This window comes from Kumtagia sp. (genome assembly GCF_059502445.1).
The window spans coordinates 106025-126326 of sequence record NZ_JCACER010000004.1; the positions used below are offsets into that span (position 1 = coordinate 106025).

The window sequence follows — 20302 nt, forward strand, 5'->3', positions numbered from 1 at the left end:
AACGAACCGTGCAGAACCAAATGGGAGTGAAACGATGAGTTATCTGAGGACGGCCGCCGCCGCCGCGGCATGCACTTTTCTTGCGGGTTCCGCCTTCGCCGAGCCCAAGACCAACCTGCTGCATCAATGGGCGACCGGCTCGGACGCGCAGGCCATCGCCAAGCTCGGCGAGATGTTCCAGGCCAAGGGCGGCACCTGGCAGCAGACCTCGATCGCCGGCCACACCGCCAACACGCTGGCAAAACTGCGCGCCGACGTGATCGCCGGCAACGCGCCCCCGGCCGTGCAGCTCAAGGGCCCCGAGATCGCCGAGTGGAACGAGACCGGCATGACCGCCGACCTCGACGAGCTGGCGGCGGCCGAAGGCTGGGAGAAGGTGGTGGCGCCGGAGCTGCTGCCGGTGATGAAGCCGACCGGCAAATGGGTCGCCGCGCCGATGAACATCCATCGCATCAACTGGATCTGGGCCTCGCCGAAGGTGATGGAAGCCGCCGGCGTCACCGAGATCCCGAAGACCTGGGCCGATTTCAACGCGGCCTGCGACAAGATCGTGGCCACCGGCAAGATCTGCCTCTCGCACTCGACCGCCGATTGGACCGACTCGACCGTGTTCGAGGTCGTCGTCTACGGGCAGGATCTCGATCTCTACAAGAAGGCGTTCGTCGAAGGCGACATCGACGCCATGCGCAGCGACGGCATGGTCAAGGCGTTCGAGCAGTTCCGCACCATGACCACCAAGTACATGGATCCCGGCATGAACGGTCGCGACTGGGATTCCATGTCGCATCTGGTCGGCCGCGGCGAGGCCGCCTTCCACATCATGGGCGACTGGACGCTCGGGCTTCTGACCGCCGGCGGCTTCAAGCAGGGCACCGACTATGTCTGCGGCCAGGCGCCGACCGACTGGGGCAAGCCCGGCTTCATCCTCAACTCAGACTCGGTCGTGTTCTTCCAGCAGAAGGACCCGGACTATCAGGAGGGCCAGAAGCTGTTGGCAAGCACGATCCTCTCGCCGGAATTCCAGACCATCTTCAACCAGACCAAGGGTTCGATCCCGGCGAGGCTCGACGTCGACCTGTCCAACGGCTTCAATCCCTGCCAGCAGATCGCACAGAAGGATCTGCAGGCATCGATCGACGGCGGCACGCTGGTGCGGTCTATGGCGCACAACATGACCGTGCCGCAGAAGCTGCGCGGCGCCATGATGGACACCATCACCGAGTTCGTGGCCACGCCCGGCATGTCGGCGCAGGACGCCGCCAACGCCATGGCGGACGCCGCCGAAGCGCAGTTGTAGCTTGCCCTCCGGGCCGGGTGCGGGAGTTTCCCGCGCCCGCTTTCGTTTCCAGGCGGCGCGATGTCCACCCACGACCTGACCATTCCGATCGCCGCACCGGCGCGCCCCTGGCGGGAGCGTCTCGGCACGCTGATACCCATCCTCGTGCTCGCCCCGTCGCTGGCCGCGAGCTTCGTCTATGTCTTCGTCTTCGCAGCGTGGACGCTCTATCTGTCGGTTTCCACGTCGTCGCTGCTGCCGAGCTACGGCTTCGCCGGCCTCGACAACTACATGTCTCTGTGGGCCAACCGCCGCTGGAACATCGCCTACACCAATCTCTTCTTCTTCAGCGGCTTCTACATTCTCGGCTCGATGGCGGTCGGCCTGCTGCTTGCCATTCTCATCGACCAGCGGGTGCGCGGCGAGGCCGTGTGGCGCACCATCTTCCTCTATCCGCTTGCCGTCTCCTTCATCGTCACCGGCACGGTATGGAGCTGGCTCTACAATCCGGCCGACGGCATCCAGGCGCTGGTGCGTGGTCTCGGCTGGAGCAGCTTCAACTTCGCGCTCACCAGCGACCGCAATCTGGCGATCTACGCCATCATCATCACCGGCGTCTGGCAGTCGTCGGGCTTCGCCATGGCGCTGTTCCTGGCCGGGCTGCGCTCGGTCGATCCGGATTTGATCAAGGCCGCCCAGATCGACGGCGCCTCCACTTTCCGCACCTACAGGAGGGTCATCCTGCCGACCATCGCGCCGATCTTCCTGGCGGTGGCCGTCATTCAGATCCAATTCGCGATCAAGACATTCGACCTGGTCGCGGCGCTGACGCGCGGCGGCCCCGGCGTCTCCACCACCTTCCCGGCCATCTATGTCTACGACCTGATGTTCCAGCGCGGCCAGATTGGCGAGGGCGCGGCCGCTGCGGTCATGATGCTGACCGCGCTTGCCGTGGTGCTGGTGCCCTACTCCCTCTGGGTGGTGTGGCGCCGCAGGCGGGAGAGCGGCCATGGCTGACACGGCGATCGCCCTGCCCTTCGACGCCGAAGCTGCCGCCGCGAGCCGCCGGCACTTCTGGAGCCGCTTCGCCATCTACGGCCTGCTGACTCTGTTTGCCGTCATCTATCTTGTGCCGCTGCTGGTGGTCGTGCTCAACTCCTTCCGCGAGCAGGAAGAGATCGCTCGCAACGGGCTGATCTCCCTGCCCCAGTCTTTCCGGCTGAATGCCTGGAGCGACGCCTGGGGCACCTACTGCATCGCCGGCACATGCGAAGGCATGAAGCGCAATTTCCTGAACTCGCTGTGGATGACCATTCCGGCGACCATCCTCTCGACGCTGCTCGGCGCGATCAACGGCTACGTGCTTTCCAAATGGCGCTTCCGCGGCTCGGAAGTGCTGTTCACCTGCATGCTCCTTGGCGTGTTCATGCCAGGCCAGATTGCGCTGATGCCGTGGGCTTTCGTGCTCGGCAAGCTCGGCCTCACCAACTCGACCTACGGCCTGATCCTGGTGCACGTCATCCAGGGCATCTCCTTCACCACGCTGTTCTGCCGCAACTATTATGTCGGCATCCCCGACGACCTGATCAAAGCCGCCCGCATCGACGGCGCCGGCTTCTGGCGTATTTTCCGAAAAATCATCCTGCCGCTGTCGCCGCCGATCCTGATCGTCACGGTGATCTGGCAGTTCACCGGCATCTGGAACGAATATCTGTTCGGCGTGGTCTTCACCTCGGGCCAGCAGCAGCCGATCACCGCCGCGCTGGTCGCGCTCACGGCGAGCGGCACCACGGCCCGCAGCTACGACGTGATGAGCGCAGCCGTGCTGATCGGCGCGCTGCCGCCGCTGCTGATCTACCTGTTCGGCGGAAAATATTTCGTGCGGGGACTGACGCAGGGCGCCATCAAATGACCAACCAATCCGCGCTGACCATCCGCAACCTGCAGAAGAGCTACGGCGCCGTCGAGGTGCTTCGCGGCATCAATCTCGAAGCGCAGCCGGGCGAGTTCGTTGCGCTGGTCGGCCCCTCCGGCTGCGGAAAATCGACGCTGCTCGCCATGATCGCCGGGCTGGAAAGTGTGACCTCGGGCGAGATCCGCATCGGCGACCGGCTGGTGAATTCCGTGCCGCCCAAGGATCGCGACATCGCCATGGTGTTCCAGTCCTACGCGCTCTACCCGACCATGACGGTGCGGGAAAACATCACCTTCGGCATGGAAAGCCGCGGCGTGCCGAAGGCCGAGCAGGCGGAGGCGGTCAAGCGCGTGTCGGCGCTGCTGCAGATCGAGCCGCTGCTCAACCGAAAACCCGGCCAGCTTTCCGGCGGCCAGCGCCAGCGCGTCGCCATGGGCCGGGCGCTGGTGCGCGACCCGAAACTGTTCCTGTTCGACGAACCGCTCAGCAATCTCGACGCAAAGCTGCGCGTCGACATGCGCACCGAGATCAAGAAGCTGCACAACCGCGTCGGCAAGACCACCATCTACGTCACCCACGATCAGGTGGAGGCGATGACGCTGGCCTCGCGCATCGCCGTCATGCACCAGGGCTCGGTGCAGCAGTTCGACGCCGCGCAGACGATTTACAGCCGCCCGGCCAACATGTTCGTGGCCGGCTTCATGGGCTCGCCGGCGATGAATTTCATTCCGGCGGAGCTGAACGGCGTGGCCGGTCAGTTTTCCGTCACGGTGCGCACCGCCAATGGCGGCACGGCCACCCTGCCGCTCGCCCAGCCCGCGCCCGCGAATGCACCGAAACAAGTCGTGCTGGGCGTCCGGCCGGAGCATATCTACCGCTTCTCCGACGATCTCGGGCAGCGCAAGCCGGGCATCGCGGCCATGGATGCGCCGGTCGAGCTGGTCGAGCCGACCGGCGCCGAAACGCTCGCGGTGCTGAAATTCGGCGACCTTGAGGTCACCGGCCGGTTCGATCCCGACAGCGCCCCGCGCATGGGCGAGACCATGACGCTGGGCATCGACATGGCGCGCGCCTGCCTGTTCGACCCGACCACCAAAACCCTTCTTTGAAAGTTTTGCCCTTGTCCTTCGCCACTTATCCAAGCCTGAGCGATCGCGTCGTGCTGATCACCGGCGGCGCCTCCGGCATCGGTGCCGACATGGTGCGCGCCTTCGCCGCCAACCAGGCGCGCGTCGCCTTCCTCGACATCCAGGCCGAGACCGCCGAAAGGCTCGTCGAGGAGCTTGCCGAAAAGTCCCGGCACGTGCCGCTGTTCATCGCCTGCGACGTGACCGACATCCCTGCCTTGCAGCAGGCGATCGAGAAGGTCCGTGCCGAATTCGGGCCGGTCGCAGTGCTCGTCAACAACGCGGCCAATGACGACCGCCATGCCGTCGCCGAGGTGACGCCGGACTATTGGGATCGCGCGCAGGACGTGAATCTCAAGCACCAGTTCTTCGCCGCGCAGGCCGTGCATCCGCAGATGAAGGCGCTGGGCTTCGGCTCGATCATCAACTTCTCCTCGACCTCGTGGCGGTTCGGCGCCGACCAGATGGCCGCCTATGCAACAGCCAAGGCGGGCATCGTCGGGCTGACGCGGGCGCTGGCGCGCGCCTTCGGCCCCGACAACATCCGCGTCAACGCCATCGAGCCGGGCGCCGTCATCACCGAGCGGCAGCGGGAGCTTTGGTTCAAGGACGAGGAGGCGGTCGACCAGGTGGTGCAGCGGCAGCTGCTCCACCGCGTGCTGCTGGGCGAGGAGATCGCCCGCACCGCGCTGTTCCTCGCCGCCGACGACAGCCGGATGATCACCAAACAATCCATTCTCGTCGATGCGGGGTTGCGGTGATGCTGCGTATCGGCCTGAATCCCTACGGACTGACCTACCACCTCGGCCTGCAGGGCCGCGGCACGCCCCGCGCCAACCCGCAGGGGACTGGCCTGGAGGGCTTCCTCGTGCTCGGCATCGAACTCGGCGCAAAGGCGCTGGAGATCTACGAGCCCTGGCTGACGGAACTGTCCGACGACGATGTCGTCGGGCTGCGTGAGCGGCTCGCTTCGCTCGGCATCGTCCCGATCGTCAGCGGCGGCCTGCTGGTCGCCGGGCCGCTCGACAACGCGTTTCGCGCCGCGCGCCTGCTCGAGGCGAAGATCATCCGCACCGCGCTGACGCCGATCCTGTGCGGCGACCGCAACGCCGCCGGCGAAAAATGGGGCGAGTACAACACCAAAATCCGCTCGGCGCTGAAGGAATGGGGTCCGCGGGCTGCGGCCGAAGGGCACACGCTCGCCATCGAAAACCATCAGGATTTCGGCAGCGCCGAACTCGTCGCCTTCTGCGAGCTGGGCGGGCCGGGCGTCGGCCTAACCTTCGACACCGGCAACACCTTTCCGGTCGCCGAGGCGCCGCTCGACTTCACCCGCCGCATCGCGGCCTATATCAGGCATGTCCACCTCAAGGACTATCGCGTGCAGTTCACGAGCGAGGGATACAGGCTCGTCCGCTGCGCCATCGGCGACGGCGCCGTGCCGTTCCGCGAGATGATGGCAATTCTGTCGGATCATCACGAAACCCTGACCGCCGTGCTGGAGCCAGGCGCGCTGGAGGCGCGGCATGTGCGCCTGCTGACCAACGACTGGTGGAACGGCTATCCTGAAAAGTCCGCGCGCGAACTCGCCGCGTGCCTGGCCGCCGCGCAGACAAACCGGCTGCCCGACGACGCCGATTTCCGCACCCCCTGGGAGCGCGGCGACGACGCGGCCCTTGTTTCCTACGAGCTCGACATGATCCGGCGCAGCGCCGCCAACATGCGCTCGCTCGGCCTCATGACCATGGAGAATGCTGAATGACCACCCGCGAACTCAGCGGCCTGACCGCCTTCGTCACCGGCTCCGGACGCGGCCTCGGCCACGTCATGGCCGACCGCCTCGCCGAACTCGGCGCCGACGTCGCCATCCATGACCTGGACTGGAATCAACCGTCCAAATACGGCGAGTTCGCCGATCTGGGAGAATCCGCAAAACACATCGGCCGGCACGGCACGCGCGTCACCGCCGTCACCGGCAATATCGGCGACAAGGCCGCCGTGGCCGAGATGAAGCGCAGAATAGAGGCGGAGCTGGGCGACGTGCACGTGCTGGTCAATTGCGCCGGCGGCGACATCGGCGCCAAGGGCGGCAAGCCCAGCCCCAACAACGCGCTCGACATCGATTATGAAGACATCAAGGTCCTGACCGAAAACAACCTGATCGGCACCATGCTGGTCTGCCAGGCTTTCGTGCCGCCGATGGTGAAGCGCGGTTCCGGGTCGGTGATCAACATCGCCTCGGCCGCCGCCCATATCGGCTGCTCGCCGGAAGTGGTCTATTCGACGCTGAAGGCAGCGGTCGTGCACTACACCCGCTGCCTCGCCAAGGAGCTGATCGAGGAGGGCGTGCGCATCAACGCCGTCAGCCCGGGGGCGACCAAGACGGCGCGCTTCCAGGCGACGCGCGTCGTCGACCCGAGCCGCATGGATTCGGAAAAGCGCTCGCTCAACCGCTATGCCGAACCGGAGGAAGTGGCCGAGGCAGTGGCCTTCCTCGCCGGACCGCGTGCCCGCTTCATCAACGGCCAGGTGATCCGCGTCGACGGCGGCTTCACCATCTTTCCGGGCTGAGCGAGGCAGTCATGCGCGAGACGGCAATCAAACGCTTCGACCTCACCGGCCGGCTGGCGCTGGTCACCGGCTCCTCCAAGGGGATCGGCTTCGCCATCGCCCGCGGGCTGGCGGAAGCCGGCGCCGAGGTGGTGCTCAATGCGCGCACGGCAAGCGCGCTGGAGGAGGCCCGTGCAAAACTCGCCGCCGAAGGGTTCAAGGTTCATGCCCGCGCCTTCGACGTGACCGACGCTGCGGCCGTGGCTGCGGCGGTGGACGCCATCGAAAGCGACATCGGCCCGATCGAGATTCTGTTCAACAACGCAGGCATGCAGCACCGGGCGCCATTGGAGGATTTCCCGCTGGATGCCTGGGAGCGGCTGAAGGCCACCAACATCGACAGCGTCTTCTTCGTCGGTCAGGCGGTGGCACGCAAGATGATCCCGCGGCGCCGCGGCAAGATCGTCAACATCGCTTCCGTGCAGAGCGAGCTGGCGCGCACCGGCATCGCGCCCTACACGGCGACCAAGGGCGCGGTGAAGATGCTGACCAAGGGCATGGCCACGGACTGGGCGCGCCACGGTCTGCAGGTCAACGCCATCGGCCCGGGCTATTTCAACACCGAGCTCAACGCCGCGCTGGTCGCCAATCCGGAGTTCTCCGCCTGGCTGGAGAAGCGCACGCCGGCCGGCCGTTGGGCCGAGGTAGAGGAACTGATCGGCGCGGCCGTCTTTCTCGCCTCCGACGCCGCCAGCTTCGTCAACGGCCACGTGCTCTATGTCGACGGAGGCATCACGGCCTCGCTCTGAGCCGAGTCTGCCTATTTTCCGAGACGCCCCACCCCTCGCAGCCTGCCATGGGCCCCGCCCTGGATCGCCATGTTCGCTCCCAGCAAATCCTTGCCGATCGAGCAGAGCACGGTGAAGGCCGGGTTGACCAGATTGCCGATGCGCAGCGTGCAGGCCTGGCTGACAAGCTGATGCGCATCCATCGTGTCGAGGCCGGTCAGTTCTGCGATCCAGCGCACCAGGCCGGTCGCGGCGACACGGATCGCGTCGTCCACCGGGCGGGCGACGCCGACCACGCCGATATGGCCGTCCGTTTCCAAGCGCGGCCAGTCGAAGCGGTCGTCGGCCGGTAGGCGATCGACCACGAGTGTCGTATCGAAAGCCCCTTCGATCGCGGTCCCGGCGATCTCGCCATCGCCCTGCGCATAATGACCATCGCCAATATAGAGGTGCCCACCCTCGACATTGGCGCGCAGGTAGAGCGTCGCTCCTGGCCCCAGGTCGGGAATATCGAGATTGCCGCCGAAATCGCCGGGATTGACGCCGAGGCGGACCTCGCCATGCGCCGGCGCGACGCCGATCGTGCCGTGGAACGGCCGGAACGGCACGCTGAGCGTCGCGCCGTTGGCGGCAAGCGTGGAAAGCGAGCGGCGCTCCGCGTCGAAGCGCCATATCCAGACGCGCTCGTCCTGCTCCGGCTGCAAATTGGGCGCGGCGCGCGTGCCGGAGAGCAGGCCGAAATTCGGCGAGATGGTCGCGACGCCCCACTCGCGGGACGGCTCCAGAGAAACGAGATGCACCGCAAGGATGTCGCCGGCACGCACGCCCTCGATCGCGATCGGGCCGGTCAAGGGGTTGACCTTCGGGAACGGCGCTATCTCGCGCGGCCTGCCCTCGGTCGAGGTGAGCCTGCCGGAAAAGCAGTCCTCGGTGAAGACGGAAAACGGCTTGCCCGCGGGCACGGTCCTCCGCGCAGCGTGACCACCGAGGTGGAAAACAAAATCCTCCCCGCCGGTCATTGTCCGAACCAGGTCCGAGCGCCGAGTTTTTCGACGATGTTGACGAAAGCCTCGGTCGCGTCGCGGTGGATGCTGTGGCCGACGCCGGGCATGACCACCACCGACCGGTCACCGGCTTCGCGCCTGAGCCGCGCGATGTCCTCGGGCGGAACAAAGCGGCTCTGCTCGGGCAGCACCCAGACCGTCGGGAGCCGGGCGGCGATCTCGGCCGCGTGCGGGCGCAGATCCCAGGGCGCGTTGCCGGAGAAGGCGGCGCGCGCATCGTCGAAATCGATCTGCTCCAGCGACAGCAGCTTCCATGCCGCGTCCCGCCGTGACCAGCCGGGGTTGAGCTCGAGCAGGCCGTCGATACCGCGCGGCAGGTTCGCCTCGTCCCAGTCGAGCATGGCCTTCGGCGTGGCCTTGTCGGCGAAATGCGACACCGGGTCTTCGAGCAGCAGCGCCTTCGGCCGGAAATCGCCGGACAGCACGCCGAGTTGCGCCAGCGTGCCGCCGAAGGAGTGGCCGATCAGCACGTCGGGCTCGACCGGGACATTCTCCACGAAATCGGCGAGCAGCCGGGTGAAGGAGAAATCGCCGTCGGCGCGGCTGCTTTCGCCATGCCCGCGCATGTCGGGCGCGATGAACTGCCAGCCGCAGGCGGCCAGCAGCCGCGCCGGCTCGGTCATGGCGCCGGCATTGGCGGTGATACCGTGCAGGGCGACCACCGTTTTTGGCGCGTCGCGGTCGCCCCAGCGCATGAGGTTGAGCGTCGCCATCTCAGTCTCCCACGGCCCAGCCGGCGATCTGCCGCCACAGCGGTGCATAACCTTCCCACTCGACGAAGGGCGGCGGGGCCCAGTGCGGCCCGCAGTCGGAGGCGAAGGCGACCGAACGGCCTTTGCCGAAGCCGCCGGCGACGATCAACGGGTCGTCGCCGGCCCTGGCCACCACGGTCGCGCCGGCCTTCGCCGCGAAGCGGTTGTAGCCGAGCAGGTGCGGCCATGCGGCATCGAGGCCGCGCACGATCGGATGGTCCCTGTCGGTCACTCCAGGCGCCACGCCCTCCGGGCGCTCGACCCGGTCGTCGCCGGCGTCGATCGTGACCGGCAGGGCTTCCTCGACGGCGGTGCCGTGATAGCGCGCCTTGGCGTCGATGCCCTGGAAAGTCAGATAGCCGCCGATCATCACCAGGCCGCCGCCATCCCGGACGTAGTCGCGAATGGCGTCGAGGCGGTTCGGCAGCACCTTCGACTTCTTGAAGGTGTCGGGGTGCAGCAGCAGCGTGTTTGCACCGATGTCGCTCAGCATGACGCAGTCATAGGCAGACAAAGCCTGCGCATCGAACGGGAAGTCCGTCGCGGCGACATGCGCCGGTTGGTAAGTCACGTCCCATCCACCGGCGAGCAGCGCGGCGCGCAGCCACTCGACGCCCTCGGCATATTCGGTGGTGGTGAAGCTGTCGAAACCCTTCTGGTGAATGGAGTGAACCGTCCAGGATTCCCCGGCGATCAATACGCGGCGCTTGTTAGCCATCGTTTCCTCTTCTGCTTTCGTCTCAATTTGCAAGCCGCGCGATGGCGTCGACGAAGGCGCGATGCACGCGCTCCTCGTCGAGGCCTATGACCACGTCGGCATTGGCCGGCTCGTCCGACTTGCCGGCGAAGTCGATGACCGTGCGGCCATAGGTGAATTTTCCGGCCAGCTCGACGTCGACACGTGCCGGCACGATACGGGCGAGCGTCGGGTCGGCCGCGACCAGCGGCGCGACCGGGTCGTTGAGCGGCATGTGCTCGGGCCCGAACAGCCCCGGCCGGAACGTCGAAACCAGCGAGCGCAGCAATTCGGCCGCAAACGAGCCTACCGGCCCTCCGATCTCCTCGGTCGAGGTTATCAGCGACGGCGTGATGCCGGCATTTGCCGCTCCGTCGACCGGAATGAGGGTGACGGGAATTCCCGCGCCGAACACAATTGCCGCCGCCTCCGGATCGCACAGGATGTTCCATTCGGCAGCCGCCGTCTTGTTGCCGAGGCCCCAGGCACCGCCGAGCGTGACGATGCGTTCGATCCGGCTCGACAGCTCCGGTTCGCGGCGCAGCGCCATTGCCAGATTGGTGAGCGGCCCGGTCGTCACGATCGTCGTCGCGCCCTTGCGTACCGTTTCAGCGATCAGCTCCGCCGAATGGCGGCGGTCCAGCCCTACGGCCTCGAGGTCCGGACGGTTCGGATCGAGTGCCGATTCGAGGTCGAGCACGCCGGCGATCAGCCGCTCGCGCACCAGCGGCGCCTGCGCGCCGGCGGCAACCGGAATGCCGCGGCGGCCGGAGCGCGCCACGGTGATCGCAGCATTGCGCGCCGTCCGCTCCCAGGCCAGATGGCCGGCGCCGGTCGTCACCGCCCTGAGGTCGAGCCCGGCATGACCGGCCGCCACCAGGATGGCCAGCGCGTCGTCATTGCCCGGGTCGCAGTCGTGCAGGATGGGGCTGGTCATGGCTTGCTCTCCGCGATCCTGGCCGGCCGATTGCGCCGATGGACGCGCCAGCGCGCGAAGGTTAGGCCGACGATCGCCGCGGCATAGGGCAGCATCAGCACGAACTGCGACGGAATGGCGAACACCTGCAGCCGGTCGCCGAGCGCGCCGAAGAAGCCGAACAGGAAGGAGGCAGCCGCCGTCATCCACGGCTGCCCGCCGCCGAACAGCGTCGCCGCCAGGCCGATGAAGCCGCGGCCGCTGGTCATGTCAGGCAGGAAGAAGTGCAGCTTGTCCATGGCGAGCTGCGCCCCGGCGAGACCGGACAGCAGGCCGCTGATGCCGACGGCGAGCGCCTTCATCCAGGCAACGCGGATGCCCGCCGAGCGCGCCGCATGCTCGTCCTCGCCGGCGGCGCGCAGATTAGCGCCGGTCGGGGTGAGATAGAGGAACACCGCCGACAGCGGCACCGCGGCGAGCGCCAGAATGACGATGAAGCTCTGCCCTTCGAACGCCTTGCCCACGATCGGGATGAAGGAGAGCGATCCCTCCGGGACATGCCAGACATCGGGGAAGCTCGTCGGCCTCAGCCCGCCCGGGCTGTTGTAGAAACGCTCGAGCATGAACAGCGTACCGCCGGCCGCAAGCAGGTTGATGCCGAGACCGGCGACGATGAAATCGGCGGAGAAGCGCAACGTCAGCAGCGCCAGGAGCTGCGACAGCAGGATCGCCGCGGCCACCGCCGCGAAGAATGCCAGCGCGGCGCTGCCGGTCATGCTGCCGACGGCGATCGCGGTGAACGCCGCGGCCAGCATCATGCCTTCCACCGCGACGTTGAGGATGTTGGCACGCAGCGTGATCATGGCGGCGAGCGCGGCGAGCAGGATCGGCGTCGATTGTTCCAGAACCGAGGCGAGGAGCGAGGAGACGGTCATGGCTTCTTGCCCCTATCCCCGCCGGCCCGCGGTGAGCCGGGCTGTCATCAACAGCACCAGCAGGCCGGTCAGGAGGTTGACCAGCGAGCGCGGCACGTCGGTGGAGATCTGCATATAGGCGGCGCCGTTCAGCATCATGGCGTAGAACAGCGCGGTCGCCAGCGCGCCGATCGGATGGATGCGGGCGAGCAGCGCGCAGGTCAGGCCGACCAGCCCGTAGGCCGGCGAGAAATTCTGCTCGAAGCGGTGGCCGATACCGAGCACGTAGAGCGCGCCGGCGAGCCCGGCCAGGCCGCCGGCCACCAGCATGGCGCCGATGATGCGCCGGTCGGCCGGCACGCCGACGGCATAGGCGAAACGCAGATTGGTGCCGGCGGCGCGCACCTGCGCGCCCCATTCGGTGCGGAACAGCACGACCCAGGCGACGACGGCGAGCACCACGGCCACCAGAAAGCCGCTGGTGGCGCCGGGCACGCCCGGCATCGGCGGCAGCCAGATCGCCTGCGGAACCACCCTGCTGACGGCGCCATAGGCCGCCGTGTCGCGGATGACCTGGTTGGCGAGATAGGAGGTGAAGAGCAGCACGATGGTGTTCAGCATCAGCGTCGTCACCACCTCGTCGACGGCGAGCCGCACTTTCAGCACCGCTGGTATCCAGCCGAGGATGGCACCCGCAATGATGCCCGCGGCAACGGCGAGCGGCAGCAGGAGGACTGCCGGCAGGTCGGCAAGGAACACGCCGACCACCGTCGCGGCGATCGCCCCGGCATAGAGCTGCCCCTCGCCACCGACGTTGAAGATGCCGGCGCGGAAGGCGAAGATGACGCCGAGCGCGATCAGCGTCAGCGGCGTGGCGCGGTTGAGGAACAGCGCGAAATTGCCGAGCGAATCGAAATTGGCGAAGAGCAGGTCGCGATAGGCCTGCACGGGGTCGTCGGTGATCGAGGCAACGAGCAGGAAACCGAGCGCCATTGTGATGGCGATCGCCGCGAGCGGCGCGCCGAGGGCGCGGAACAGGGAGAGCGTCGCCTCGCGCATCAGGCCGCCCTTTCCCCGCCGCCGTTCATCAGATAGCCGACCACCGCCTCGTCCGCCTCGGCGCGCTCGAGGACGCGCATCAGTCGGCCGGAATACATCACGCCGATCCGGTCGGAGAGGGCGAATATCTCCGACAGCTCGGACGAGATCAGCAGCACGGCGCGGCCGCGATCGGCTGCGGCCAGAATGCGCTCGTAGACGAATTCGGAAGCGCCGATGTCGAGGCCCCGAGTCGGCTGGCAGATGACGAGCAGCGCCGGATCGCGCTGCAACTCGCGCGCGATCACCACCTTCTGCATGTTGCCGCCCGACAGCCAGCCGACCGGCGTCGACGGTTGCGCCCCGCGCACGTCGAACTCCCTGATCTTCTCGGCGGCGAAGGCGTCGAGACGGGCGCGGCTGACGAAGCCATGGCGCAAAATGCCGGCGCGCGAATAGTTGGTGGCGGCGATGTTCTCCGCCACGCTCATCGTGACGCTGAGGCCGCGATCCAGCCTGTCCTCCGGTACGAAACCCAGCCCCGACGCCTGGCGCTCTGCGGCCGACGCCCTGGTCACTTCCCGGCCCGCAAGCCGGATCGACCCCGCCTGGATGTCCATCAGCCCGGCGATCGCCTCGGAAAGCTCGGTCTGGCCGTTGCCGTCCACTCCGGCGATGCCCAGCACCTCCCCTGCCCTGACGTCGAGGCAGACATGGTCGAGCAGCAGCCGGCCGTGGGGATTGGCCATGCTGACGCGGTCGAGCCGCAGCACCGGCGCGCCGAAGCTGCGGCCTGCGCCGCCGCCCTTGCGGCCGACCAGGAAGACGTCGCGACCGACCATGTCGCGGGCGATGTCGGCCTCGCTGACGTCCGCGGTCCGATGCGTCGAGATGCTTTCGCCGTGGCGGATGACGGTGACGCGGTCCGACACCGATTTCACCTCGCGCAGCTTGTGGGTGATGAACAGGATCGTCCGCCCGCGCGCCCGCAGGCCGTCGATCACCTCAAGCAGCTCGTCGACCTCGGGCGGCGTCAGCACGGCCGTCGGCTCGTCGAGGATGAGCAGCTCGGCGTCGAAGGCGAGCGCCTTCAGGATCTCGACGCGCTGGCGCTGGCCGACCGAAAGCTGTCCGACACGCGCGTTCGGGTCGAGGCCGAAATTGTAGCGCCGTATCAGCTCCTGGGCGCGGGACACCATCTCGCGCCGGTCGGAGAAGATGCCGAAGCGCCGCGGCTGGCGGCCGAGAAACAGGTTCTCCGCCACCGTCATGGACGGCACCAGCGTGAAATGCTGGTGCACCATGCCGATGCCGAGCGCGCTCGCGGCGATCGGATCGGGAATCCGCACGGCCCGGCCGTCGAGCACGATCTCGCCGGCGCTCGGCGCGTGGATGCCCACCAGTATGTTCATCAGCGTCGACTTGCCGGCACCGTTCTCGCCGCAGATGACGTGCACCTCGCCGCGGCGCACGTCGAGGTCGACGCGCTTGAGCGCGGCCTTGTCGCCGAACGACTTGGCGATGCCCTTGAGGCTGAGGATGATATCGGTTCCGGTCATGGTGCCCGTTGCGCGAAAAATATGGGCGGCGGTGCGAAGCGCCGCCGCCCAGGTCCTGGGAGGACTATTTGAATGCCGTCTCGACCTTGAGTTCGCCGCTGACGACCTTGGCCTTCGCCGCGTCGACCAGCGCCTTCACCTCGGCCGGCACCAGCGCGTCGTTGTAGACGAGCCCGACGCCCTCATTGGCGAGGCCGTAGACCTTCAGCGTGCCGAACGCCGCCTTGCCCGCCTGGATCTGCTGGATGGAGTCATGGATCGAATTGCCGATCTGCTTCAGCATCGACGCCAGCACGTTGTCGGGATGCAGGCCGTTCTGGTCGGAATCGACGCCGATGGCGTATTTTTTGGAGTCGGCCGCGCCCTTGAGGATGCCGAGGCCGGCGGGGCCGGCGACGTTGTAGACGACGTTGGCGCCGTTGGCGATCGCAGTCCTGGTGAGGTCGTAGGCCTTCTGCGCGTCGTTGAAGTTGCCGATGAAGATGACCTGCACGTCGATGTCCGGCGAAACCGTCGCCGCACCTTGCTTGAAGCCGACGATGAAGTCCTGGATCACCGGCAGGTCCATGCCGGCGACCACCGCGATCTTCGGCTCGCCGGAAGACAGCGGGAAAGTCTTGGCGTCGGTCGCCGCGGCCGCGGCCAACACGCCGGCGAGATAGGAGCCTTCGTTCTGCGCGTACTTCACCGAAAGGACGTTGGGCTCCTTGAGCTCGTCGTCGAAGAACACGTATTTCTGGTCGGGGTGCTGCGGCGCGACTGCGGCCAAATTGTCGTGCATGTTCGGACCCGTGAAGACGACGCTCCACTTGCCGGAGTTGGACACGGCCTCCAGATTCTGCCGCCACAGCTGCGGATCGGTGGGCGATGCCTGCAGCAGGCGGACGCGCACCCCTTCCTTCTCGGCACGGGCGAAGCCGGTCGCGGCATTGTCGTTGAAGCCCATGTCGCCGAGATTGTCGCTCATCACGTAGACGGCGCTGAACTCGTCGGCCGATGCCGGTCCCGTCAGCAGGGCAAGGCTCATCAACGCGGCGGAAGCTGCGCGTCGTATCGATGCTGGTACTTTCATGACTGATACTCCCATTGTTGAAAAGCGGATGGACGTTCCCCTTCAGCGCCTTGGGGCCGCGACCGACTGGCGTTCGACGAGCGTGACCGGCAGTCTGGTCAGGGCCGCGGGCGTCTTCTTCTCGAACAGGTCCAGCAACGCCCGCAGCCCGGCCCTGCCGAGTTCGGCGGTGGGCTGCCGGACGGTCGTCAGTCCGGGAGCCAGCAGGTCGGCGAACGGCATGTCGTCGAAGCCGACGAGCGAGATGTCTTCGGGAACCCGAAAGCCCCGCTCCCTGATCGCCTGCATGACGCCGATGGCGATGAAGTCGCTGCCGGCAAATACCGCAGTCGGCACCTGCCCCGAGTCCAGGATCGCCCGCATCGCCTCAAGGCCGAAGTCGCGCGAATAGGCGCCGTGACGGGTCGGCGGCGGCGCCACTTCCGCTTCGGCCAGCGCGTCGAGATAGCCGGCGCGCCGCTCCATCGCGCTGAACAGGTCCGACGGTCCGCCGATATGGACGATATGACGATGGCCGGCCTTGAGCAGATGGCTGGTGGCGAGGTAGGCGCCCTGCCGGTTCTCGACGAACACCTTCGGCACGTTGACGCCTGGAATGTCCTCGTCGATCAGCACGACATGACCTTGCCGGTTGACCGCAGCCGCCAGCGTGCCGTCGTCCGGCTGGTTGGTCATCATGATCAGGCCGTCGACGTGGCGGTCCCTGAGGCGCCGGAGGCTGGCGATCTCGCGCTCGCGGCGGCCACCGGTGCTGGTCATCAAAACGGCATAGCCATGCTTCTCCGCCTCGTCCTCGACGGCCGCGGCCAGCTCCGCGAAGAAGGGATTGGCGATCTCGGGAGTCACCAGCCCGATCGCCTCCGAGCGCCCCAGGCTTAGCCGCTTGGCGAGCGCATTGGGGCGGTAGTCGAGCTCGGCGATGGCCGCGTCGATGCGGCCGGCGGTTTCCGCCGGCAGTTCGAGACGATTGTTGAGGTAGCGCGACACCGTCGTCGCCGAGACCTTCGCAGCCGCCGCCACATCCTGGATCGTGCTCATCTGCTCCCCTTGCTGCCCCCGGACACTAGTCAGCACAACCGGTTTAGTAAAGCGGTTTCGTGCGTATTTCCAAGCGGACGACGGCGCGTTTTCATCGAACTCATGGCAGGCCGCGCAACAGACGGCCACGGAGGGCGCCTTGAGTTTGGCGGTTGAATGTCCGGCGCGTCGCCCAGCTTCGACTTGACCTCGGGTCCAGCTCGTGAAATCGATGGAGGGACTCGCCAACCAGGACGCGATCCCGTTGATATCGTGAGGAAAAGTCCTGAGCCAGATATGCACCGACAGTGCCCGGTACCGCAAATGCAGAGCCGCAGGACGGCGGAAACCGAAACTGGATTGCCGAGGACGTCGGATGGCGCACGCGGCATCTGGAGCCGCCCGCTCCAGACGCTGCTCGCCGCCACGACCGTCTCGCTCATTCTGATCGTCGCCGCCGCGCTGATCGGACTGAACTACTATCGCGCTCGCAACGCCGCCATCGACGATGCCAAGGCCGGGATGCGCGTGTTCTCCGAGCGCCTGGTCGAGCGCTTCAACGCGCTGTCCGACCAGACGACGACGTCGATCGGTCTTATCACCTCGGTCCCCAACGCGTTCCTCAGGCCGCCGCCAGAAAGGCTCGACGACAAGGCCGTCGTGCTGCGAGAGATCATCAGACGTGCCCCGCATCTCGACGGCGCCTATGCCGGCTATCCCGACGGTTCTTTCCTGCACGTCATCAACCTGCGCACGCCCGGTTGGGTGGCAGCGCTCGGCGCACCGGCCCATGCCGCCCTTGCCGTCCGTAGCGTGCATTCCGAGAATGGCGCCCCTGTCCAGGCCGTTGCGTTCCAGGATGGCAAGGGCGCCGCGGCGGGGCAGCTGCCGCCGGTTTCCACCGAGTTCGATCCGAGGACCCGGCCGTGGTACAAGGCCGCCGCGAACATCCCCGGCCCGGTGTCGATCGGCCCCTACCAGATGGCGACCACCGGCAAGCTCGGCATGACGGTGGCGCAGTCGCACAGCGCCGACCGCAAGATCGTCATCGCCGTCGACATCATCCTGGACACGATCACCGACTTTCTCGCCGCCGAACGCATCACGCCGGGGACCGTGACCTTCATCGTCGATACCTCCGGCAATCCGGTGATCCATTCGGATCGCGCCTTCATGGACCGGCTGCTGGCCGGCGGCGGAACCGCTTCGCCGCCGGCGGCGCCGGATCCGGTGGTCGACAGCGTCCGCTCCGACGATTCCTGGACCGCGCAGCCCAGGATCATCGCGGCCGGGGACCGGGATTTCCTCACCCTGGTGACCCCGCTCAAATCGCCGCTGCTGCTTGCCCACCACCGCGTCGTCGTCGCCGCCCCGATGGACGAACTGATGGCCGATGCAAACCGTTCGCTGCTGCAGGCCCTCATGGTCTCGGCAATGATCGTCATCGGCGCGGTGTTGTTCGCGCTCATGCTGTCGCGCCTGATCACCAAATCGCTTCACCGTCTGACCGACAGCGCCGACAGGCTGCAAAACCTGGATTTCGCGACCCCGGTGGACGTCAGTTCGCACGTCACCGAGATCACCACGCTCGGTCGCGCCATGAACAGGGCACGCGATGCCATCTTCACCTTCGCGCTCTATGTTCCCAAGGAGTTCGTGCGAAAGGGGATCCAGTCGGGCTATTTCACCGGGCGGACCGCCGTGCGTCAGGAATTGACCGCGCTGTTCACCGACATCTACGACTTCACCACGATCAGCGAGGCGCATCCGCCAGAACAGGTGGTTGCGATGCTGTCGGAATATTTCGACATCCTCGAGGAGGCCGTCAGCCTGCACAATGGCTCGATCATCCAGTTTCTCGGTGATTCGATCTTCGCGATGTGGAACGCCCCCGTTCCCGATGCCCGGCACGCAGAAAACGCATGCCGGGCGGCACTCGAGGCACAGCGGAGGCTGGACGCTTTCAACCGGGCGCAGGCAGAGAAAGGCCTGCCGGCGTTCCGCACCCGCTTCGGTATCCATACCGGGCAGGCCGTCGTCGGCAGCGTCGGCGCGCAGGAGCGGCTGCAATACACGGCGATGGGCGACACCATCAATGTGGCGTCGCGCCTGGAAGGGATCAACAAGGCGTATCGGACCACGATCCTGGCGAGCGCCGCCGTGCACGAGGCATGCTCGGCAGCGATCGCCTTCCGGCCGCTTGGCCTGGCCCAGGCCAAGGGACGCATGGAGGGCCTGCAGGTGTTCGAGGTCGTCGGCATCGTCACCGACGGCAGCCGCGGCAGCGCCGACCGCGAACCGCAAGCCGAAGCAGGTAACGCCGCCTGACCGACGACCTGGCGTCCTCCAACCAGCCGTGCTGCACCGCCAGGGGCTCACAGGTCACGGCGCACGTTGACGGGACGCGCCAAGGTTTCTCGTGAGCCGAGTTCGTGCTGCAAAGCGCTGGAGGCTTGTGCGCAGACCGCGAACCGACTAATCCAGCGTCGTGTGGGGCCTGTAGCTCAATGGTTAGAGCCGGCGGCTCATAACCGCTTGGTTGGGGGTTCGAGTCCCTCCGGGCCCACCATTTCTGCTTTGTACGGCTTCAGGCGGCGGGCACCCTCACCACGCAGCGGAAGCCGAGATGGCTCATCGAGGTATCTTCCGGTTGCGTGTGCCGCGCCGCCGGCCGGTACCGGCGGCAGTAATTCGGCGCGCAAAGGTGCGACCCCCCCTTCACCACCCGGCGGGCGATGCGGATCGCCGGCTGGCGCGGGTCGTAGCTGCCTTCCTGCCTGCCGCCGCGCGGATTCTTCGGCGTGCAGCACGGGCTGTCGGCAGGCTCGGGGTGCCGCGACGACCAAAAATCGTCCGTCCATTCCCAGACATTGCCGATCATGTCGTGGAGGCCGTAGCCGTTGGGCGGAAAGCTTCCCACCGGCGAGGTGCGCTCGAAGCCGTCGGCGGCAAGATTCTGGTGCGGAAACATGCCCTGCCAGATGTTGGCCATGTGGCTGCCACCGGGCATCAGCTCGTCGCCCCAGGCGAACTCCGCGCCCTCCAGGCCGCCGCGCGCGGCAAGCTCCCATTCTGCTTCCGTCGGCAGATCCTTGCCCGCCCAGGCGGCATAGGCCTTTGCATCGGCATAGGCGATATGGACGACGGGGTGGTCGAGCCTTGTGCCGATGCTCGACTTTCGCCCATAAGGCCGCCGCCAACTGGCGCCGAAGGTGAAAGTCCACCACCGCGTCATGTCGTCGGTCGGCACCGGATGGCCAGGCGGATCAAACACAAGCGAGCCGGCCCGCAGCATGCGTTTTTCGGCGCCGGGATAGTTTTTCGCGTCCGGCGCCTTCTCGGCGACCGTCACATGGCCGGTCGCGTTGACGAACTCCAGGAACTGCCGGTTGGTGACCGGCGTCACGTCGATCCAGAAGGGATCGATGGTAACCCGGTGGGCCGGCGCCTCTTCCGGATAGTGGTGGTCAGAACCCATGACGAAAGTACCGCCGGGGATGCTGATCATGTCGGGCGGGTCCACCATGCAGCCGCTCGCCCGGGCTGTCGTCTTCTCCATGGCGCTGCCTCCATCGATA

At 66.8% G+C, this 20302-nt stretch carries 19 protein-coding genes and 1 tRNA gene; 10 read left to right on the forward strand and 10 right to left on the reverse strand.

Annotated features, from left to right (window positions below):
• Nucleotides 1-34: 34 nt before the first annotated feature.
• Genes AC5JDC_RS01395 through AC5JDC_RS01430 form a run of 8 tightly spaced genes read left to right on the forward strand, consistent with a single transcriptional unit; the run spans nucleotide 35 to nucleotide 7677 of the window.
• A complete protein-coding gene (locus AC5JDC_RS01395) occupies nucleotides 35-1297 on the forward strand; it encodes an ABC transporter substrate-binding protein (RefSeq protein WP_495838440.1) in 1263 nt (420 codons plus the stop codon).
• A gap of 60 nt (nucleotides 1298-1357) precedes the next feature.
• Complete coding sequence (locus tag AC5JDC_RS01400; RefSeq protein WP_495838442.1) at nucleotides 1358-2293, forward strand: carbohydrate ABC transporter permease; 936 nt, start codon at nucleotides 1358-1360, stop codon at nucleotides 2291-2293.
• Nucleotides 2286-3188 (forward strand): carbohydrate ABC transporter permease, encoded by a 903-nt coding sequence (locus tag AC5JDC_RS01405; RefSeq protein WP_495838444.1) that lies wholly within the window; start codon nucleotides 2286-2288, stop codon nucleotides 3186-3188. The genes AC5JDC_RS01400 and AC5JDC_RS01405 overlap by 8 nt, the downstream gene beginning before the upstream one ends.
• Nucleotides 3185-4300, forward strand: coding sequence for an ABC transporter ATP-binding protein (locus AC5JDC_RS01410; protein ID WP_495838446.1), 1116 nt, complete (start codon nucleotides 3185-3187; stop codon nucleotides 4298-4300). The genes AC5JDC_RS01405 and AC5JDC_RS01410 overlap by 4 nt, the downstream gene beginning before the upstream one ends.
• An 11-nt stretch (nucleotides 4301-4311) precedes the next feature.
• Nucleotides 4312-5079: an SDR family NAD(P)-dependent oxidoreductase gene (locus AC5JDC_RS01415; RefSeq protein ID WP_495838448.1), complete on the forward strand. Its 768-nt coding sequence runs from the start codon at nucleotides 4312-4314 to the stop codon at nucleotides 5077-5079.
• Nucleotides 5079-6080: a sugar phosphate isomerase/epimerase family protein gene (locus AC5JDC_RS01420; protein WP_495838450.1), complete on the forward strand. Its 1002-nt coding sequence runs from the start codon at nucleotides 5079-5081 to the stop codon at nucleotides 6078-6080. The genes AC5JDC_RS01415 and AC5JDC_RS01420 overlap by 1 nt, the downstream gene beginning before the upstream one ends.
• Nucleotides 6077-6889 carry an SDR family NAD(P)-dependent oxidoreductase gene (locus AC5JDC_RS01425; RefSeq protein WP_495838451.1) on the forward strand — a complete coding sequence of 271 codons (813 nt, stop codon included), beginning with the start codon at nucleotides 6077-6079 and terminating at the stop codon, nucleotides 6887-6889. The genes AC5JDC_RS01420 and AC5JDC_RS01425 overlap by 4 nt, the downstream gene beginning before the upstream one ends.
• An 11-nt stretch (nucleotides 6890-6900) precedes the next feature.
• Nucleotides 6901-7677, forward strand: a complete 777-nt coding sequence (locus tag AC5JDC_RS01430) for an SDR family oxidoreductase (RefSeq protein WP_495838453.1) — start codon at nucleotides 6901-6903, stop codon at nucleotides 7675-7677.
• Between the two features lie 11 nt (nucleotides 7678-7688).
• Here the strand turns inward: AC5JDC_RS01430 and AC5JDC_RS01435 are convergent, their stop codons facing one another.
• From AC5JDC_RS01435 to AC5JDC_RS01475, 9 genes are all read right to left on the reverse strand, one after another.
• Entirely contained in the window at nucleotides 7689-8618 is a 930-nt protein-coding gene (locus AC5JDC_RS01435) for an acetamidase/formamidase family protein (RefSeq protein ID WP_495838455.1), read from the reverse strand.
• A gap of 53 nt (nucleotides 8619-8671) precedes the next feature.
• On the reverse strand, nucleotides 8672-9433 hold the full coding sequence (locus AC5JDC_RS01440; protein WP_495838457.1) for an alpha/beta fold hydrolase: 762 nt from the start codon (nucleotides 9431-9433) through the stop codon (nucleotides 8672-8674).
• A 1-nt stretch (nucleotide 9434) separates the two neighbouring features.
• The gene (locus tag AC5JDC_RS01445; RefSeq protein ID WP_495838459.1) at nucleotides 9435-10190 is read right to left on the reverse strand and encodes a glutamine amidotransferase; all 756 of its coding nucleotides are present in this window, start codon (nucleotides 10188-10190) and stop codon (nucleotides 9435-9437) included.
• A 22-nt stretch (nucleotides 10191-10212) separates the two neighbouring features.
• Entirely contained in the window at nucleotides 10213-11145 is a 933-nt protein-coding gene (locus AC5JDC_RS01450) for a nucleoside hydrolase (RefSeq protein ID WP_495838461.1), read from the reverse strand.
• Nucleotides 11142-12059 carry an ABC transporter permease gene (locus tag AC5JDC_RS01455; RefSeq protein ID WP_495838463.1) on the reverse strand — a complete coding sequence of 306 codons (918 nt, stop codon included), beginning with the start codon at nucleotides 12057-12059 and terminating at the stop codon, nucleotides 11142-11144. The genes AC5JDC_RS01450 and AC5JDC_RS01455 overlap by 4 nt, the downstream gene beginning before the upstream one ends.
• Nucleotides 12060-12071: 12 nt before the next feature.
• Nucleotides 12072-13097, reverse strand: a complete 1026-nt coding sequence (locus AC5JDC_RS01460) for an ABC transporter permease (protein ID WP_495838465.1) — start codon at nucleotides 13095-13097, stop codon at nucleotides 12072-12074.
• Nucleotides 13097-14635, reverse strand: a complete 1539-nt coding sequence (locus AC5JDC_RS01465; protein WP_495838467.1) for an ABC transporter ATP-binding protein — start codon at nucleotides 14633-14635, stop codon at nucleotides 13097-13099. Before AC5JDC_RS01465 ends, AC5JDC_RS01460 begins: the two co-directional genes overlap by 1 nt.
• 64 nt (nucleotides 14636-14699) lie before the next feature.
• Complete coding sequence (locus AC5JDC_RS01470; RefSeq protein WP_495838469.1) at nucleotides 14700-15707, reverse strand: BMP family lipoprotein; 1008 nt, start codon at nucleotides 15705-15707, stop codon at nucleotides 14700-14702.
• 42 nt (nucleotides 15708-15749) lie between these two features.
• Nucleotides 15750-16745 (reverse strand): LacI family DNA-binding transcriptional regulator, encoded by a 996-nt coding sequence (locus AC5JDC_RS01475; protein WP_495838471.1) that lies wholly within the window; start codon nucleotides 16743-16745, stop codon nucleotides 15750-15752.
• A gap of 303 nt (nucleotides 16746-17048) precedes the next feature.
• On the opposite strand from AC5JDC_RS01475, the gene AC5JDC_RS01480 reads away from it, so the two are divergent.
• On the forward strand, nucleotides 17049-19052 hold the full coding sequence (locus tag AC5JDC_RS01480; protein ID WP_495838473.1) for an adenylate/guanylate cyclase domain-containing protein: 2004 nt from the start codon (nucleotides 17049-17051) through the stop codon (nucleotides 19050-19052).
• Nucleotides 19053-19217: 165 nt separating this feature from the next.
• Nucleotides 19218-19293 (forward strand) — tRNA-Ile (locus AC5JDC_RS01485).
• Nucleotides 19294-19311: 18 nt separating this feature from the next.
• On the opposite strand, the gene AC5JDC_RS01490 is transcribed toward AC5JDC_RS01485, so the two are convergent.
• Entirely contained in the window at nucleotides 19312-20283 is a 972-nt protein-coding gene (locus AC5JDC_RS01490; RefSeq protein WP_495838475.1) for a formylglycine-generating enzyme family protein, read from the reverse strand.
• Nucleotides 20284-20302 lie beyond the last annotated feature (19 nt).